Annotated in this window: 15 protein-coding genes; 8 read left to right on the plus strand and 7 right to left on the minus strand. The window is 61.8% G+C overall.

The features are described 5' to 3' along the window. Positions 1-87 precede the first annotated feature (87 nt). The 3 genes from J7I79_RS00315 to J7I79_RS00320 all read left to right on the plus strand — a co-directional run bounded on the left by J7I79_RS00315 (position 88) and on the right by J7I79_RS00320 (position 1,364). Positions 88-384, plus strand: coding sequence for a DUF6308 family protein (locus J7I79_RS00315; RefSeq protein WP_214948849.1), 297 nt, complete (start codon positions 88-90; stop codon positions 382-384). Between the two features lie 23 nt (positions 385-407). Beyond that, complete coding sequence (locus tag J7I79_RS24860) at positions 408-728, plus strand: DUF6308 family protein (RefSeq protein WP_396020135.1); 321 nt, start codon at positions 408-410, stop codon at positions 726-728. 198 nt (positions 729-926) lie between these two features. Then, positions 927-1,364 carry a hypothetical protein gene (locus J7I79_RS00320; RefSeq protein WP_214948851.1) on the plus strand — a complete coding sequence of 146 codons (438 nt, stop codon included), beginning with the start codon at positions 927-929 and terminating at the stop codon, positions 1,362-1,364. Between the two features lie 73 nt (positions 1,365-1,437). On the opposite strand, the gene J7I79_RS00325 is transcribed toward J7I79_RS00320, so the two are convergent. Further along, positions 1,438-4,557: a DUF3427 domain-containing protein gene (locus J7I79_RS00325; RefSeq protein ID WP_251042220.1), complete on the minus strand. Its 3,120-nt coding sequence runs from the start codon at positions 4,555-4,557 to the stop codon at positions 1,438-1,440. 1,590 nt (positions 4,558-6,147) lie between these two features. Here J7I79_RS00325 and J7I79_RS00330 point away from each other — a divergent pair. Then, positions 6,148-6,918, plus strand: a complete 771-nt coding sequence (locus tag J7I79_RS00330; protein WP_214948853.1) for a hypothetical protein — start codon at positions 6,148-6,150, stop codon at positions 6,916-6,918. Positions 6,919-6,974: 56 nt separating this feature from the next. On the opposite strand, the gene J7I79_RS00335 is transcribed toward J7I79_RS00330, so the two are convergent. The 3 genes from J7I79_RS00335 to J7I79_RS00345 form a co-directional block, all read right to left on the minus strand. Continuing rightward, entirely contained in the window at positions 6,975-7,757 is a 783-nt protein-coding gene (locus J7I79_RS00335; protein ID WP_214948854.1) for a carbon-nitrogen hydrolase family protein, read from the minus strand. A gap of 64 nt (positions 7,758-7,821) precedes the next feature. Then, positions 7,822-9,177: an APC family permease gene (locus J7I79_RS00340; RefSeq protein WP_214948856.1), complete on the minus strand. Its 1,356-nt coding sequence runs from the start codon at positions 9,175-9,177 to the stop codon at positions 7,822-7,824. A 10-nt stretch (positions 9,178-9,187) separates the two neighbouring features. Beyond that, on the minus strand, positions 9,188-10,066 hold the full coding sequence (locus J7I79_RS00345) for a carbon-nitrogen hydrolase family protein (RefSeq protein ID WP_214948858.1): 879 nt from the start codon (positions 10,064-10,066) through the stop codon (positions 9,188-9,190). Positions 10,067-10,160: 94 nt separating this feature from the next. Between J7I79_RS00345 and J7I79_RS00350 the strand changes: the two genes are divergently transcribed. The 3 genes from J7I79_RS00350 (at position 10,161) to J7I79_RS00360 (ending at position 11,941) form a co-directional block, all read left to right on the plus strand. Further along, entirely contained in the window at positions 10,161-10,901 is a 741-nt protein-coding gene (locus tag J7I79_RS00350) for a FadR/GntR family transcriptional regulator (RefSeq protein WP_214948860.1), read from the plus strand. Positions 10,902-11,075: 174 nt separating this feature from the next. Then, positions 11,076-11,414, plus strand: coding sequence for a hypothetical protein (locus J7I79_RS00355; RefSeq protein ID WP_214948863.1), 339 nt, complete (start codon positions 11,076-11,078; stop codon positions 11,412-11,414). A gap of 17 nt (positions 11,415-11,431) precedes the next feature. Continuing rightward, a complete protein-coding gene (locus J7I79_RS00360) occupies positions 11,432-11,941 on the plus strand; it encodes a hypothetical protein (protein ID WP_214948865.1) in 510 nt (169 codons plus the stop codon). 212 nt (positions 11,942-12,153) lie between these two features. On the opposite strand, the gene J7I79_RS00365 is transcribed toward J7I79_RS00360, so the two are convergent. The 3 genes from J7I79_RS00365 to J7I79_RS00375 all read right to left on the minus strand — a co-directional run bounded on the left by J7I79_RS00365 (position 12,154) and on the right by J7I79_RS00375 (position 15,338). Further along, entirely contained in the window at positions 12,154-12,363 is a 210-nt protein-coding gene (locus tag J7I79_RS00365; RefSeq protein WP_137321459.1) for a DUF4177 domain-containing protein, read from the minus strand. A gap of 398 nt (positions 12,364-12,761) precedes the next feature. Then, on the minus strand, positions 12,762-14,207 hold the full coding sequence (locus J7I79_RS00370) for an SLC13 family permease (protein ID WP_214948866.1): 1,446 nt from the start codon (positions 14,205-14,207) through the stop codon (positions 12,762-12,764). A 12-nt stretch (positions 14,208-14,219) separates the two neighbouring features. Next, positions 14,220-15,338, minus strand: coding sequence for a PrpF domain-containing protein (locus J7I79_RS00375; RefSeq protein WP_214948875.1), 1,119 nt, complete (start codon positions 15,336-15,338; stop codon positions 14,220-14,222). A 239-nt stretch (positions 15,339-15,577) separates the two neighbouring features. Between J7I79_RS00375 and J7I79_RS00380 the strand changes: the two genes are divergently transcribed. Continuing rightward, positions 15,578-16,516, plus strand: a complete 939-nt coding sequence (locus J7I79_RS00380; protein ID WP_214948877.1) for a LysR family transcriptional regulator — start codon at positions 15,578-15,580, stop codon at positions 16,514-16,516. The last annotated feature ends 841 nt before the right edge of the window (positions 16,517-17,357 follow it).

The following is a 17,357-nucleotide window of genomic DNA, read 5'->3' on the forward strand; positions in this document are numbered from 1 at the left end:
CTCCAAGGCGGTGACGGTACCTCGTTTGTACGTGACACGCTTCCCTTAGCCCCTGGGGTGGGCCAGCGCCGGCTTACGATTTGAAGCATGACAACACTGAAAGTTGGCGGGGCAAAGGTAGACATTGACGAGGCAAAGGCGTGGGCACGCGCATACCTCATGGAGAGGCCCAGAACTTCGGCTTACCCGGCCTATGACGGATATCCGGGCTCTCCCGGCGATTCGGTCGAGCCGCAGGACCTGCTGGCTGTTGCTCTCCTCAATGTCTCCAACAATCCGATTCCCGTCTACTACGGGCTTGAGAGCCTCATGGCGCCGATGAACGAGCGGCTGAAGGATCCAGCCTTAACGGGTGATCTGGCAACTGCCGGCGTGAAACGCTGAAGGCAATCGTCCGGCTCTTCGGAGTGCTCGAATCCACCCCGGCAAAGTACGTCCGGCTCACCACGCTGTCTAAAGTTCTCCACCGCAAGCGTCCGGAGCTACTCCCGCTGTTCGACGACAACATTGGCTATTGCTATAGCGAATGTGAGGGTGCGCCGGTGCCGTACGAGGACGGCAGAAGCCGTGCCGACTACCGATACTCGTGGCTGAATGCACTCCAAGAAGATCTAGCGACTCAGCTCCCCTACTGGGAAGAAATCGCTGCTATTGCTCCGGGGCCGAAGCTCACGCCCCTGCGCGCCTTGGACATTATCGGTTGGGAGCTGGGGAACAGGCGGAATTAGATTCCGGTGGTACGTCCTTCCCGTTGGACCTCCGACTCGCTGGGGACTTCCCTGGAAAGCCAGGTACCTAGTCACGTTTGATCTCACTGCGCCACACGTCATGGACGGCCGGGCGCAATCGTTAACCGATCAGTAAATGCATGGCACGTAAAGTTGTCCATCGAATTATCGAAGTGTTTGAAGGGGCAGTGGTTTGTATTGGAATTCAAGGACTGGCTGACAATCAGCGCCAGCTTGGTCGTTGGACTCGGTTCGAGCGGCCTTACCAATTGGCTTAATGTCCGAAAGGCTAAAGCGGACCGGTTCGAAAGCGCCACCAAGGAGGAACGCGTTAGGCGTCATGATAGAAACCGAACGTTGCGCGAGTACCTGCGAGTACTTGAAGAGGTCTCAGCCGACTGGGAGAACCGCCTGATCTTTCAGCGTCAGTCGACGATCGAAGAAAACTATAGGGACCACATGCGCGAGGCCCGGGAGTCGGCCTACCACTACTTTCATCTATTTTCCGATTCTGAGAAGTGGCGTTTGATGGACCCACTAGACTACGACGGACCCCACGAACAGCTGGCCTTAGATCACTTTCATGAGGCCGTCCTGATCCTCAGGACGTATCTAAAAGACAATCCCGACGACTGAAGTCATAGAGATGCTGGCCCGGGCCGGATCGCCAACCCCATTCCCATAGGATTCGGGTTTTTTACTCGGTCCGCTACTGCCCCACCGCAGCCGCGGTCGCGAACACATCGGCAGGCATCGGCCGGTGCAGCTTCCAGGTAATCCCAATCGGCCTCTCGCCCGCGTGCTGCACATAGTCCACCTGCCCTAGGCACGTGTAAGGAACCGTCAGGCCGGTCTCGTCGTCCGCCGTATCCCTGGTGAAGATCAAGACCTTCGAACCGTGTGAAGCCCGGTCCAGGTACCGCTTTCCCGTCGGGCTCCCGGGCGATGTTGCGTTCTGCGATTCCCAGTGGAACAGCTCCGGGCTGATGGCGTAATCCTTGTACATCGTCGTCGCCGAGTGCTTCTTGTCGTCCTTATTCAGTGTGACAAAGAAAGCATCGGTTGACGTCGCCAGGCACCACGCCACGCCTTCCCGGTGCTGCACGTTCTTTCCCAGCTCCAGTGAACCGTACTGCAGCGCCGCCAGGACCTCCTCCCGCCGGTAGGCGGCATGCGAGAGCAGGGGAATGTGTTGCAGCCCCGCTCCGAGACTTTTGGAAGCGTGCTTGGACGCCGCGACTCCGAGTCTTACGATCTGGCGAATCTCGCTGCAGACGAACTGATAGCCGCGCAGGTAGTCCAGTCCGGCGTCGTACGTCTGGAAACCGCCGCCGTCGTCCCACAACGTGTAGAACAGCATCCGGGCGAATGTTTGCTCACGCATTCCTAGCTCCGCGTAGCGGGGCGCATCGGGGCCGACCAGCATCGAGTACGCCTCGGCGCGTTCCGCGTCGTCCACGTGGATGAGCGCGGCCATACGGCCGAGGAGCTTCTTCTCGTCGGTATCCGAGAGTTCCTGGATCTTCCCGCTGAACACTGCCTCCAGCGGCGAGAATCCCGCGATGAGATGGGCCTGCCGAAGGTAGCCGGTCCACGAATCCCTTGTCGAACGATAGATCGACTTCACGTCGTTCCCGGACTGCTCCAGATAGGCCTCCAGCTCGGTCTCCGCATATGAGGCAATGTCCCGGACGAGCTGCGCGCGGTTGAACCGCAGCTGTGCCTTGATGTTATCCAGCACCACCTTCTGCGCTACCCGGTCCAGCACGATCTGGGAGCCCGACGGCAGGAACGGGAACTCGTCCTCGACCGCCTTCTCCAGTTCCTTACGCCCGTAGCCCGTGAGTGCCCGGTAGCGCAGATCGAAGCGGAACTCACGCCGTTGCTGTCCGATGAAGTCCATGACCGTCAGCACCGCCTTGCCCTCGGCACGGCGCAGCCCCCGCCCCAGCTGCTGCAGGAAGATCGTGGCGCTCTGCGTGGGCCGGAGCAGCAGGATGGTGTCCACCTGCGGCAGGTCCAGGCCTTCGTTGAAAAGGTCGACGGCGAAGATGCAGTTGATCTCCCGCCGCCGGAGGCGTTCCAGCGCCGCAGCACGGTCGGCGTCGTCGGTGCTGCCATCGACCGCAACGGAGGCGATGCCGGCACGGTTGAACACCTCGGCCATGTAGTGCGCGTGCTGGACAGAGACGCAGAAACCGATGGCCCGCATCTGGTCGGTGCTGGTGACTTTGTCACGGAGTTCGCGGATCACCTTCGCGGCGCGCGCATCATTGCCGGTGTAGAGGTTGTTCAGCTGTGCGGCGTCATAGTTGCCGCGCTTCCATTCCAGCTGGCTCAGGTCGACGTCGTCGGAGACGCCGAAATAATGGAATGGCACCAGCAGGTCAGCATCCAGGGCGTCCCATAGCCTCAGCTCGCTAGCCGTACGGCCGTCGAAGAACTCCTTGGCGACGTCCACGCCATCACCCCGTTCCGGCGTCGCGGTGAGTCCCAGGAGCTGCTGCGGCTGCAGGTGGTCCAGCAGGCGCCGGTAAGTGGGCGCCATGGCGTGGTGGAATTCATCGATGACGACGATGTCGAAGAAGTCAGGCGCCAGCTGCTCGGTGCCGAGCGATGACAGCGACTGGACAGAGGCGAAGATGTGCTTCCACTGCCGGGGCTTGTGCTCGCCGACGTAGAGTTCGCCGAAGGCACCGTCCTGCATGACGTCCCGGTAAGCGCGCATCGCTTGCTTCAGGATTTCCTGCCGGTGGGCAACAAAGAGCAGCTTCAACTCACGGCCGGCAGCCTCGCACAGGCGTTTGTAATCCAGGGCTGCGATGACGGTCTTCCCGGTGCCGGTGGCCGCAACAAGGAGGTTGTGGTTGAAGCCCTTCAGCCGCTCGGCCTCCAGGTCTTCCAGCATCTCCTCCTGGTGGAGGAACGGCTGAACTTCGAGCCCCGTGGCCGCGCCCGGTACTGCCGTGCGGCGGCCTCCGTTGCGTTCCAGGGCAGCGTCCAGCTTTTCGCCGTCGCGTTCCGGATCATAGCTCTGGAAGGCGCGTTGCTCCCAGTAGCTGTCGAAGGTGACCTCGAACTTCTGCAGCAACGCGGGCGTGCCGACGGAACTGAGCCTGACGTTCCATTCGAGGCCGTCCAGAAGGGCTGCCTGGCTGAGGTTGGAGCTGCCGACGTAGGCGGTGTCATAGCCGGTGTCCCGGCGGAATAGCCAAGCCTTGGCGTGCAGGCGGGTGGCCTGGGTTTCGTAGTTGATCCTCACTTCCGCGCCGTACCGGGTGACGAGCTCGTCGATGGCGCGGCGTTCGGTTGCACCCATGTACGTGGTGGTGATGACGCGGAGTCTGGCGCCGCGCTCTTTGAGCTGTTCAAGTGCTGGCTGGAGGAGTCGAAGGCCGGTCCATCGTACGAAGGCGCAGAGCAGGTCGACGGTGTTGGCGGATTCAATCTCGGCTCGGAGCTCGGCTGCGAGGTTCGGGTCGTCTTTGCTGTTGGTGAGCAGGGCCGAGTCACTCAGCTTCGTGGTGGGACGTCGGAGTTGTCGGCGCTTGAGGGTGTCTGGGCGGTGGAGGGACTGGAGTTGGGTTGGGCCTGGGGCGATGTGGTCTGAGGGGTTCAGTTCCTGAAGAATGCGGTTGGCCAGACCGACCCTGTCTTCTGGCTTGGCCGTCGCGAGGGCCTGGCGGACAACCTCGGCGACATGACGGGAGAGGATGCCCGGGGTGTCTTCGTCCTCTATTTCCGCGAAGACCGGATGAAGTTCGTGCTGGTGATTCAGGCGGCCCGAGAGCCGATTCGTGTTGAGCAGTTCGTACAACCCCGCGGCCAACTTCTCCGCGGACTCTCCCCCAATGAAGTTTGTCACTGCGCCAGGGTATTCGATGATGCCATCAACACCAAGGTCCGTTGACGCCTCGACGGCGATTCCGGCCAGCGGTATCACCGGCAATGGTCTGGTACCTTGCTGTTCAATGCGAATCTGGGAGATTGTTATGATCGACGGGGAAAACCCGCATACGATCGCTGATGCTCTTTCTGGGGCAGCACCTTTGGAATTGAGCAGCTGCTCGCTTCTCCCAACATCATCCCGAGCTCAAAAGGTGTCTAGAGCTGGTGGATGATTCCAGGTTCAGTACCCGGAATCGCTGGCCTCAAGCATCCCGAGTACGACGACATTCAACTTCAGCACGTGGGCATCGCTTCCGGTCCAGCAGCAACCTTCAGCAGCAGCTCACTCATCGGCAAGAATCACGCGCTCCTTCAGGCATCGACAGCGAGAGCAGGACGGAGCGTGCCGCCGCGACAGTAGGCTTCGGCTCCACGAGGGAGCTAGAAGCTAACTCCCACGCCACCGCCCCGGAACTTCGCCTGATGTTCGAAGAACGGCGCCACCCACCACGCATCAACTTGGTGAAGGTGCACGCGAACGGCAGGGACTTCGTAGCTGGTCAGCCCAGAGGGGAACACTTGGGCCGGGCACAGTGAGAGGACGTCCAATGTCGGGAGGTTGTCGCCCGGGGACAGCTTCTCCATCAAATCATTCGCCTGTTGAGCAGCGATAGCTTCTTTCTCTTGCCGGGGCGTTTTCCACCCCCCAACGTCCTTCACGAGTTCTGCGGCGTAAGCGCTTACGTTTGCGTTAGCAAAATTAGACGTCGAAGTGGGGGTGCCTACATAAACAGTGGACCCGCATACTACAACGACGCGCTGAAGGTCTGCGCCGTCCTCCGCCGCCCGCACAACCGCTTGGAGGTGGGGATCAATTACTCCGAGTGTGTTCATGCAGGGACTCTAACAAGGATTCCCACCGGCAACGCCAACCCGCAAGATTGCCGACACGACAGCGAGGTGGAGATCTATTTGGGACCAGTTGGAACTCTTCGGCCATCTTGAGTTTGAACGTCTCACGTTTGAGCAGATGCGGCGGTACGTTGAGCAGTTGTGGCCGGTGTTGGCCGCGTTGACTCCTGCAGACCGGGGCGGTGTCTACAACATACTCGTGCGGCAAATGTGACTTGGTCGCATTATGCAGGACGAGAGGGGCGAATTCCAGGAACGGGTCAAACCTGAACTAAACCACACATTGAATTCGGTTCGAAAACTCGGACGATACCCTCGCTGCCGGAGCGCAGACGCTTCCCGCTAGCCCAGCTGCTGTCGCTTCCACGGCCATTTCGACCCTGGCCCCACGCTGCCGCCCCTCCAGTGCCAGACCTCACCGAGCCCGGATTGAATCCAGCGGCTATGGACTAGTCAGTTCTGGTCCTGGCCCTATTCACGCTATTCCCTGAGTCCGGCGATTGGCCGTTGTGGACGGAGAGCGGCGTCTATGCCAACAAGCTTCCGCGTCGTTGTCAGAGGCCTACGAACAATATGCGTCTCATTGCTGCCCCTCCGTCGTGCCGAAATATCATGAGGGATGGATCCTGCACTTATTAACGCCATCGTTGCCGCCGCCGTCGCAGTCGTCGTCGCCTTCATTACCTCAGTCGCTAGTTGGAAGGTTCAACGGAATCAAGCGAGAGATAACGAACGTCTCGCCCTCCAAAAGGACCAACTCGATGCGGACGGTAAGTTTCAGGAGCGGCAGGTAACTGCCCGGACAGAAGTAGACCGCATACGTGAACCCTTACTGAATGCGGCAAGGGATCTGCTGCATCGGATCTGGAACATTCGTGAGAATGGCTTTTCCTATTACCTGAATGGCGAAGGCAACCACCGCAGCGAAGTGGCGCTGCTGGGAACGCTCCACCGATTCGCAAGGTATCGGGCAATACAAGAGTTCATCTACAGCCGCATCAACCTACTCCGCTTCGAATTGGATCCTGACACAAGGCAGGTTGCAGCGATAATTGATAGCATCGCTAGCACGCTTGCGTCGGATAGGGCAGACGGCCTGCATTTGATTTTCTGGCGCGAGGAACAGCGCGCAGTGGCGGAACTCATGATGGATTTCCACGACACGACCGCTTCTCCACAATTCATGGGGTTTGCTTCTTTCAGAAGGACGTTCAGAGAAGATGAGATGAGAGAGCGCAAGGAAGGCCTGGCCCTGTGGTTTTCCGATTTCGCCCGGGATCTTCAGACCGCTTCAATCAGTGAAAGCCGTCGGCTGAAGCAACTCCAAGACAAGCTCACGCTTCTCATCGAGGAACTGGAAAAGGGACGGATGAGTCAACTCAAGCCGTAACGGACCCGCGAATATGCGGCGGGCTCACTATGTCACTGCGCGGGCTGTTCTCAGGGTTACGGGAGTCGCCGCTGCCGGAACATCGGAAAAGCCTCCCGCGCCCGTGCCACCGTCTCCAGTGAGACATCCACCGCCCGCACTCCCGCGTCTAGTCCGAGATCAACTTCAACGACCCCCATGGGATCAACCAAAATGCTCCTGCCCACGGAGACTGGCGGCGCCTGGCACACCCCTGCCACGTACACGCTGTTCTCGATTGCGCGGGCCGCATTCAGCGCCAGCCACTGCTCGGTCTTGTGCGTGCCCGGCACCCATGACGAACAGACCAACAGCACCTGGGCGCCGACGTCGGACAGTAACCTGGCCAGCTCCGGGAACCGCAGGTCGTAGCAGGTCATCAGGCCGAAGCGCGCTCCCCCGGACTCAAACACCACCGGGGCGGTGGACGGCCCCGGTTTTATGAACGTCGATTCCCCGAAACCCTGGGCATCGAATAGGTGGATCTTCCGATAGAAGGCCAGCTGGTCGCCGTCGGGCCCGAAAGCCACCAGTGTGTTGTACGCCTTGCCTGGCTCGTCCGAGGTCTCCACCACGCCCGCCACCAACGCGATGCCGTGGCGGCGGGCGATGCTGGCAAGCTGCTGACAGACGGGACCGTCCAGCGGCTCAGCCACCTGCGGGAACGAGGCGTCCACCTTCTTCTTCTCGTAGGTGGCGTATTCCGGGAAGGCGACCAGCCTGGCACCGTCGAGCGCGGCCTCGGCGGCGAACCGGTCGATCGCGGCGAGGTTGGCCTGGATGTCGGTGCCCGACTCCAGCTGCCCGAGCGCTATCCTCACGGTTGTTCCTTTCCTTCAGTCAGCCGGCCCGGCTCAGGCGGCGGCCCAAACTCAAGCGTCCGGCTCAGGCGGCCGCCTCAACCGTCGCCTTTTCAGTTGCCGTCATTTCCGGCGGGGCCGCCTTGAATCCCCTGGTGATCAGGGCCAGGACCACCACGCCCAGCACCAGCCAGGACACTCCCAGCGTAATGGCGTTGCTGTCCAGCTGGGAGAGCAGGTAGGCGCAGATGATGGCTCCGACCACCGGAACTACCACGTAGGACACAGGGTTCAGCTGGTGCCCGGCACGGCGCTGGCGCACGTAGTGGAAAACCACCGAGGCGTTGACCAGGGTGAAGGCGGTGAAGGCGCCGAAGTTGATGAACGAGGTGGAGGTGGCCACGTCCAGGAAGATCGCGATCAAGCCGATGATGCCGGTGACGATCAGGTTCACCACCGGGGTATGGAACTTCGCGCTGAGCCGGCCAAAGACCACCTTGGGCAGGACCGAATCCCGGCCCATCGCGTACAGCAGGCGGGAGGCGCTGGCCTGCGCGGCGAGGCCGGAGGCGAACTGTGCCACCACCAGGCCGGCGAGGAAGACCGCGCCGAACAGCTGTCCGCCGATCTGCAGGGCGATGGAGCTGGCCGCGGAGGCCGAGTCCTCGAACACCCCGCCGGGGTGGACCAGCTGGGTCACGTAGGACACGGCCACGAAGATGCCGCCGCCGATCAGGGCGATGAGCATGATGGCGCGGGGCATGTTTTTGCGCGGTTCGATGGTCTCCTCGGTGAGGGTGGTGACGGCGTCGAACCCGAGGAACGAGTATGCGGCGATGGCCGCGCCGGCGGAAATGGTGGCGATACTGGAGGTGTCGTTGAAGAACGGCTGGGTGCTGGCCAGGCCGCCGGCGCCGGAGGTGGACACCACGTTGCCGATGGACAGCGCCACAAAGAACACGATGACCAGCAGCTGGAACGCCATCAGCACGTAGTTGGCCTTGTCCGCCACCTTGATGCCCAGGATGTTCAGCAGTGTGGTGATGAGGATGAAGCCCACGATCCAGACTGCGATGGGGATTCCGGGGAACTGCGCCGTCAGGTAGGAGCCGCCGATGAGCCAGATGACCATGGGCAGGAAGAGATAGTCCAGCAGGATGGCCCAGCCCACCAGGAACCCCACCCGGGGATCGATGGACCGGCGGACGTAGGTGTAGGCGGAACCGGCCACGGGGTACGCGATGGCCATCCGGCCGTAGCTGTGCGCCGTGAACAGCATGGCGACCATGGCCACCAGGTAGGCGGCCGGGGATGCGCCGCCGGTGGTTTCGGCGATGATGCCGAAGATCCCCAGGACGATCAGCGGGGTCAGGTACGCCAGACCGAACAGGACCAGGCTGGGCAGTTTGAGCGTGCGGGTGAGCGTGGGTGATGTGGTCACGGGTGGTTCCTTAGGCGTTGAAGGACTGGGGAGCCCAGGTGGCCGGGCTGATCCGGCCCTGGTAAACGGGTAGTTCGACGGCGTCTTCGCCGTCGCGGAACTGGGACCAGGGACGGTTGAGGTTTTCGGTGCCGTGGGTTCTGACATGCTCGACGGCGGCAAGGTCCAGTTCCGCCGTGAGCAGCACCGGTGCGTCGTCGGGGGCCTCTGCGAGTGTGTTGCCCTCGGGGTCGACGATGATGCTCAGGCCTTTGCCTGTGGGACCCGCGCAGTTGACGCTGACCACGAAGACCTGGTTCACGATGGCGTTGGCCTTGGCCAGCACCAGCTCCTGCCGGCGGTCCGGCGTCGTGGTTTTCACGACGTTGAGGATCACCTCGGCGCCCATCCAGGTGAGCTGGCGGGAAACTTCCGGGAACCACGCGTCGTAGCAGATGTTCAGGCCCACCCTGCCGACGCCGGCCAGGTCCACGGTGGTGAACCGGTCGCCGGGGTCGTAGGGCTCGAACGGGCGCCAGGGGAAGACCTTCCGGTAGTAGCCGGCAAGCTCCCCCTCCGGGGACAGGACCAGTTGGGTGTTGAACAGCTGCCCTTCCGGTCCGCGCTCGCACACGCTGCCCGGCACCAGCCAGATGCCCAAATCCGCGGCAAGCTGCCGGAGCTCCTTGACCCGGGGACCGTCCAGCGGTTCCGCGGAAGCCTGCAGCATTTCGGTGCGCTGCTGGTCAGGTTCCGAATCGCCGAACAGGTGCAGCTCGGGGAAGACCACCAGCCTGCTGTGTGGCTGGGCGGCGAGGGCGGCGGTGACCTCGTCCGCGAAGGCCGAGACGGGTTCACCGATGAGCCGCGGCCGGGCCTGGGCCGCGATGAGGGGAAGCGTGCGTTGCATGGTTATCTCCATGTTGGGGATGTGATCTGCACTATATTAGATCAGAATGATCTAATTATGGGAAGAGGGGCAGATGGGCCGTAAAGTAGCGGATATGACCCGTCAGTTGGAGGACACCGCCGACACCTCGCCGATCGGCGCCGGCAGGCTGGCCGGCATCGACCGCCGCAGCGCCATTGATGCCGTACGGCTGCGGATCGGCATGGCCATTTCCCTGGGGCTACTGAAACCGGGCGAGCGACTTCCCGACCAGGAGGACGTGGCCCTGGGCCTGTCGGTCAGCCCGATCACTGCGCGACGCGCACTGGCGAGCCTGGCGGAGCAGGGCGTGGTGGTCCGCCGCCGGGGCCGGGCCGGCGGAACCTTCGTGGCGGATGAGCCTCCGCAGAGCGTGCTGGCCGAGCTTTCGGCGTCACCGGCAGAGTCGCAGGCTGTGAACCGGCTGGTGGACCGCAGGCTGCTGTTCGAATGCGCGGTGACGCACTACGCGACGCTCAACGCCACGGCTGAACAGCTGGATGAGCTCGACCGGCTGACCCGCGAGATGGCAGAGTCCGCGGACTGGTCCGACTACCACCAGGCGGACGAGCAGTTCCACCAACTGGTGGGGATCGCATCAGGGATGGGCACCGCCGTCGAGCTTTACCACGAGGCCCTGGCCGAGCTCTATGAGTACTTCATCCCGTACCCGATCGAGCTGCTGCACAAATCGAACTGCGACCACGTTGCACTGGTGGCGGCGCTGCGTGCCGGCGATGTCCAGGAAGCGGTGGAGGTCTCGCGGAAGCACGTGGACGTTCTGCACCGGACGATGTTTATGGGGCTGACTCAATAGCTGCGTCGATACGCACCAGGTTGTTCATTCAGCTAGCAGACTCCCGGTCCGCAAAGTGGTGAAAATACCCACGGACTGACCGACTGGACTGGGATGTATTAGAGGCAATGCACCGGCGGCGCCGTGGACACATTATTGGCAGAGTTCACCTTTACTGACGATAAGGTTCTAGACATGTCAGACAGCCCTAGAACACCACTGGCCAAGAGCCACTTCTCTACCCTTCAGCAGTGGATGATTGGTCTGTCAGTTCCGGTTGTGCTTGGCCTGCTCACCATTCTGCTGCTTCCATTCGTGGAACAGGCAGACGAGGAAGTGGAACTGGCCTACGGCGTGGAGATCACTGAGACGACCGGATCGCTTATGAATAAAAACATCATCTTTACTGATGATGACGGGAACCGCCTCAAGTGCCCGATGCCGAGCAAGAGCGATCTCAAGAATAAAGCCCCCATGGAATGCAAGGATCGCAACGGAGCCATCCATACGATCGAAGCAATCAAGCCCGTATAAGCCACCGAAAGGGACACATGAAAAGCGGCCTGGCTGCAGCACTCTGCGCATTGGTTTTGGCACCAGTCTTGGTCTCCTGCGTGCCAGTACAACGTACCGACCAAAGCGAAACGCTGAGGGAGGTCAAGCCGATGATCAGCTCCGCCGTGGATGAAATCCAGGCAATGTTTCCAGAAGCATCCGTCCAGACCTCGGATAGCCCTGATGAGCTATCCAGCTGTGCGCGCCCCAAGGACAACAGCCATGACGGGGAGTGGAAGTCCAGTGATATGAGGTGGATTGAGCTCAGCGGCGAGGTGGACCAGACGCAACTTCTGGATGACATCCTCAAGCACATGACAGCCGAGGGATGGAAGCCTGGCGATAACCACTTCACCAACGGTGTTGATCGACTCGAATTGGCACATGCAGACGGCGCGAATATCTTCCTGTCCTTTGACGCGAGGTCATCAAACACTCTGGAAATACACTCCATGTCTGACTGCTATTACCTCCCCGACTACAGGTATAAATCCGATTTTCAGTAATGGCTGGACCCTTAATTCGTCCCATTGCCCGGCGTATCGAATTGCGTCGTGAATTGTGCTGCCGGACATACGTGGCGAAGGGCGCGCCCGGCCAAAGCCGGAGGCGCCCTCCGCGTGCACCGAACCCATGAAGTGGCTAACGGCATCGGACTCAGTCCAAAAGCACCGGCTGCTAGGCCGCTAATGTCTCCCGCTCGTTTCGCGACGTGCGATCATCCGAGACTCTCGAACACCAGCGTCGCTTGAATGCGGTCGCCGCCGCCGATCAATCCCTTGCTCCCGCTGCTGGCGGTGGTTATGGTGTGGAGCCGATAGCCCTTGGCGGCCTGATCGTTGATGGCTTTCTCGAGGGAGGTCAGGTTGCCTGAACCAGTTCCCCAAAGTTTCTCTTTCAGAATCACCTGCAGGACGACATACTGCATGACACGAATTCCTTCCATTGCTAGCCAATTGGAGCCATGCTAATCGATGCGGCGGGCGCCCCTCGGGATGTGAGCAACGGCGCGGTGGACCGCCACATTTATCAATGTCGACTCCCAGACCCCTGCGCGTCGAAAAGATGGGCCTTCCCCTCGGAAGTCTCTCGCAAGCACGTAGACGTGCTTCACCGGACGATGTTTATGGGGCTGACTCAGGGCGGAGCCTGAGAGGCTGTGGGTCCCGAATTGACGCAAAGACAAAGGCAGGGCGGCTGTGAAAGCCGCCCTGCTTTTGCACGTACGGGGCATACCTGCGCCCGGCTATCGGGGTTCCTGTTGCGGTGGAGTGCAGGGTTGTCCCGTTCGTATGCCGGACATGGATCCGGCGGTCGTTGGTCGCCTCACATGATGCCGGTTGGTACGAGCAGGGCCCAGGCCAGTGCGGGGGCTACGAGGACGACTCCGCCGGCGTACGACATCAGCTGCTTGTATACGCGCTGGCGGTCGTTCTCGCGGGCGTTGGCGACGACGAGTGCGCCGTCTGTGGAGAAGGGGGAGACGTCCACGACGGTGGCGGCGATGGCGAGGGCTGCGACGGTTCCGGAGGCGCTGAGTGAACTGGTCGCCAGCAGCGGGCCGGCCAGGGGGATGAATGCGGTAAGCAGTGCGGTGGAGGAGGCGAAGGCTGATCCGACGCCGACGACGTAGCAGAGGACGAGGGCGATCAGGAGCGGTGCTCCGAGCGCGAGGGCCATCTCTGCGAGGGTATCGATCACGCCGACGTGCTGGAGCAGGGAGACGTAGGTGATCATGCCTGCCACCAGCAGGACCGTGGACCAGGAAATGCCGCCGATGAACGTTTTGTGTTCCTTGATGTTGACGAATGCCAGAAGCAGGCCGGCCGAGAGGGCGACAAATCCGATAGGCATGTGGAAGCCAAGGGTGCACACGAGAATCGCAGCGATCAGCGCCAGCGTAAAGATCTGCTGACCATTCGGACGCCCGGCGCGGGTTGCGTCGAGGCCGGCGTATTCGTTGGCCTGGTTATCGCGCAGCTTGCCCAACAGGGCGAACAGCACGATGGTCAGGGCTGAAAGGATGAGGTTGAGGGCGAAGCTGGCCGCGAAAAGCGCGCCCTGGGAGATGGGGAATCCGTTTTTCAGTGCGATGTCGTGCACCAGCACGCCCGCAACGGACAGCGGGGAGAAGCCGCCAGCGTGGGCCCCGTTGATGACGAAGGCGCCCATAAGGACCGGGTGGATGCGTGACTCGTAGGCAAGTCCGAGGGCTGCCGGTGCCAGCAGTGCGACGGCGGCCGGGGAGAAGGTGCCCAGAGCGGTCAGCGCGGCAGCCATGAGGAAGAACACCCACGGAAGGAGCGCCGTCTTGCCCCGGACCAGGCGCACGCAGGTCTGGACGATGATGTCGATGGTCCCGTTCCGCTGGGCCATGCTGAAGAAGTAGGTGACGCCGATGATCGTCAGGACGATGCTGGCGGGGAAGTCCGCGAGGATTTCCTTGTCGCTCATTCCGAGTATGAAGTAGCCGACGCCGAAGGATGCCACCAGCCCCATGACACCGATGTTCAGCGGCCATTTCGTGGCGACGACGAACATCACGACGAGGATGACGAGCGGGATGATCTGCGTGGCGGTCATGGTCGGCTCCGATGCCGAGGCGTCCGCGGGGTTCAAGAGGACACCCCCGAACAGGAGGGCGACCAGGCCCAGGATAGTGGCGGCGGCTACCGTTATCAGCAGGATACGGCGGCGACGGTTGGGACGCTGGGGGCTGGGCGCTTTTGTGTCGCTTTCCAGGGGTGCTTCTTGTTCTACGGTCTTAGTCATGATGCTGTCTCCTCATTGAGTGGCGCTGGCAAGGGAGGCGTCGACGGCGCTGCCGAGGGCCTCGGGGACGTGGATGACGGTGGTCGCGAGGGTGCGGGCTGTTCGGTCGACGCCGACGAGCAGCGATCCGTCCCGTTCCTCGCTCCAGGTTTCGATGACCCCGGCCGGCGTGCGCAGCCGAAGGGTGGGTTGAAGGGTGTCCCCGGTGATGTCGTTGAGTATGGTGCCCGGAGTGCGGGCGCCGAGGGTCAGTGCGATGCTGCCGGTGATGGCCAATGCCGGGTGCGGCTTGCCCATCGAGAGCATCATGACGCTGACGTCGCTGTCCGGATCGGACTGGGCCGGCGGAGCCACGATGGCGACCTTAGGGACGGCACGGGCCGCTTCGCTCGTGGTCGCTGCCAGCCCCATGCGCACTGCGGCCTGACGACGGATGTGTTCCAGGGTTTGCAGTTGCAGCTCCACCCCGCCGAGCCAGCTGTCGTAGCGCTCCGGGTCAAGGCCAAGGTCCACGGCACGGAGAATCACTACCGGCGCTCCGGCATCGACCATCGAGACGGTCCAGCGGGTTCCGCCGGCGGTGATCCAGTCTGAGGCTGACCCGGTGGGAAGCAACGTGCCGGTGGTTTTGCCGGCAGGGTCCTGGAAGCCGAGCCCGACCCGGTATCCGGGAAACGGGACACCGGGCATCTGTGCCTGCGGGACGATTGGCAGGGCACCGGACGGCGTGGACACCCGTTGGATGATGATCTGGCCGGTGTTGGTGTTGCGGGTAATGATCCGGGTGACGTCACCGGTGGGCACCACCCAGCCCTTTTCGATGGCGTACAGGCCAACCACAGCCGAGCAGTTGCCGCAATTGCTGCCCCAATCCACTGCGGCCTCTTCAATCCCCACCTGGGCGAAGGTGAACTCAACGTCAACATCGTCGTCTACGGGACGTTGAAGGATCATCGCTTTGCTGGTGGTTGAAGTCGCCCCGCCAACACCGTCGATCTGCCTGTGGTCGGGACTGCCGAACAGCCGGGGAAGCAGCGCGTCAGGACTTGTTTCAGCCTCACCGAACTGTCCGCTTTCAAAGACCCAGCATTTGCTGGTGCCTCCGCGCATCCATTCCGCTTCGATCTTCATGGTCTTTTCCTTGCTTCTCTACTGCCCAGGATGTTCGAGGGCTTGATTCGAGATTGAGGCAGATCACAAATGAAGACAATGTCGGATTTGTGATGCAGGATGTAGAGACGCTTAATTCAGCTATCCTGATGGGGTGTGCTTTCAAAATTCCGGCTTCGAACGCCCGGAGAGACCCGCGGCCTCCCGGGATGGAAGCGCTGACTGCACCGAATGAACATGTTGCACAGAAGGGTGAACCATTGCTTAAGGATGACAGCCAGGATTTATTCGATATTCGCCGCTTGGCGTTGCTGGTGGAAGTCGTCGAGCAGGGATCGATTACCGCCGCTGCCGAGCTGATGATGTACACGCCCTCAGCGGTCTCCCAGCAATTGCGGAAGCTCGAGCAGGAAGTTGGCCAGCCTCTCCTCAACCGCCGCTCCCGCGGGGTGGTGCCCACCGAGGCAGGACAGGTGCTCTCCGGCCATGCCCGGAAGATCATCGGGCAAATGCGGGCAGCACAGTCCGACCTGGACCAAATCGCCGGACTCAAACGCGGTTCCCTGACCATCGGAACATTTCCGACTCTCGCTGGCTCATTCCTGCCGGTTGTTATCCGGGCCTTCAAAAAGAGGTACCCCGCCATTGGCCTCTCCGTGCGAAGCGCACGCTTCGATGACCTCGTCTCAGACCTGCAGTCTGGAGTTACCGGCCTGTGCCTGTTGTGGGACTACCCTTGGAACCGCTTTCAGGACGATTCAATCCGCATTACGGAAGTCTTCCAGGAAAGCACCGTCCTCTTGGTATCCCGCGCGCACCCGCTTGCCGGCCGCGATGAGATCCGGATGGAAGAGCTCCGCAAGGAATCGTGGATAGTGCGGGCTGAGGCCCACCCTGTGGTGGAAGTACTGCAGCGCTCCGCCCACGAGGCCGGCTTCGAACCAACGATTGGCTTCCTGGCCAACGACTACCAGGAAGCCCAAGCCATGGTGAGCGTCGGTATGGGCGTGGCCATGGTGCCGAAAACCGCCGTCGCCCTCCAACATCCCGACGTCAGGGTCATCAGCCTCGGCCCCAGCGCACCCTTACGGCGCGTATTGCTGGCCCAGCGACAAGACAAGGTCTACGCCCCGGCTGAAGTCGCGTTCCACTCCACCCTGCTGGAGATCGCCCGCGAACGAGCCGGAGACTACCTGTAGCAACAGAGTGTCGACAACGGACGAAACCTTGCCGGACCGGCGGTGAAGCCAGGTCGCCACCGGAGTTTGATGTGTGCCGGATGGCTGCCCCCGGTGCTCCCATGGGATACCGCCAACCCCCATGGGGATACCAGAAGACCATTAGCGTAGCCAGCCCCCGCCGCGAAATAGGAAGATGACGGTCGGACCGTCGCACTGGGATCACCTCCGCGGCATTCTTGTACGCCATCTACCCGATGGCGCAAGAAGGGGTGTGAAGGCTTCCGGCAAACAATAGGAGGGTAGACGGTCACCGTACCGCCAACTGGGGGCACCGCGTCAGGTCGGGGACCGCCGTCGGGGTTTAGCATGAGGCGCACGCCGAGCTCTATGCCTACTTCACCCCCTAGCCCATCGAGCTGCTGCACAAATCCAACGGCGGCCACGTGGCCTTGGTGACGGCCCAGCGCGCCGGCAAGGGGACCGAAGCCGTGGAGATCGCCCGGAAGCAAATGGACATCCTGCACCGGACGATGTCTATGGGACTGGAGGAGGGCGCAACTCCCCTACCTAGCTAGTGCCTGAACTCGAGCGCGCAGCGAACCTTGCGGCGTCCCTCGCCCGTCGCCCCTTAAGTTCTGCCGATAGGTCTGGGACGGCCTGCAGGCCGGGGCGCGACTTCCTGCGACCATCCACCGCCTGTCGCTGGAACCCTCTTAGCCTCGATCCACCGATGCTGATCGGAGGGCTGTCGGCGGTTTAAACCGAGAATGCCTGTCTTTTCAAGGAAAATGGGGTTTGTCTAGAACACCTTTTTACCGAAAAGAGAGGCATCTCGTAGATGCAACTTTCTCATACTGGT

The sequence above is a fragment of the Arthrobacter sp. ISL-69 genome, from assembly GCF_018613775.1.
Lineage (GTDB): Bacteria > Actinomycetota > Actinomycetes > Actinomycetales > Micrococcaceae > Arthrobacter.

Coding starts and splice junctions, on each gene's coding strand:
- J7I79_RS00345 (WP_214948858.1), bottom strand. CDS start 10,066: ATGCAACGCACGCTTCCCCTCATCGCGGCCCAGGCCCGGCCGCGGCTC.
- J7I79_RS00375 (WP_214948875.1), bottom strand. CDS start 15,338: ATGAAGATCGAAGCGGAATGGATGCGCGGAGGCACCAGCAAATGCTGG.
- J7I79_RS00315 (WP_214948849.1), top strand. CDS start 88: ATGACAACACTGAAAGTTGGCGGGGCAAAGGTAGACATTGACGAGGCA.
- J7I79_RS00370 (WP_214948866.1), bottom strand. CDS start 14,207: ATGACTAAGACCGTAGAACAAGAAGCACCCCTGGAAAGCGACACAAAA.
- J7I79_RS00365 (WP_137321459.1), bottom strand. CDS start 12,363: ATGCAGTATGTCGTCCTGCAGGTGATTCTGAAAGAGAAACTTTGGGGA.
- J7I79_RS00360 (WP_214948865.1), top strand. CDS start 11,432: ATGAAAAGCGGCCTGGCTGCAGCACTCTGCGCATTGGTTTTGGCACCA.
- J7I79_RS00350 (WP_214948860.1), top strand. CDS start 10,161: ATGACCCGTCAGTTGGAGGACACCGCCGACACCTCGCCGATCGGCGCC.
- J7I79_RS00355 (WP_214948863.1), top strand. CDS start 11,076: ATGTCAGACAGCCCTAGAACACCACTGGCCAAGAGCCACTTCTCTACC.
- J7I79_RS00330 (WP_214948853.1), top strand. CDS start 6,148: ATGGATCCTGCACTTATTAACGCCATCGTTGCCGCCGCCGTCGCAGTC.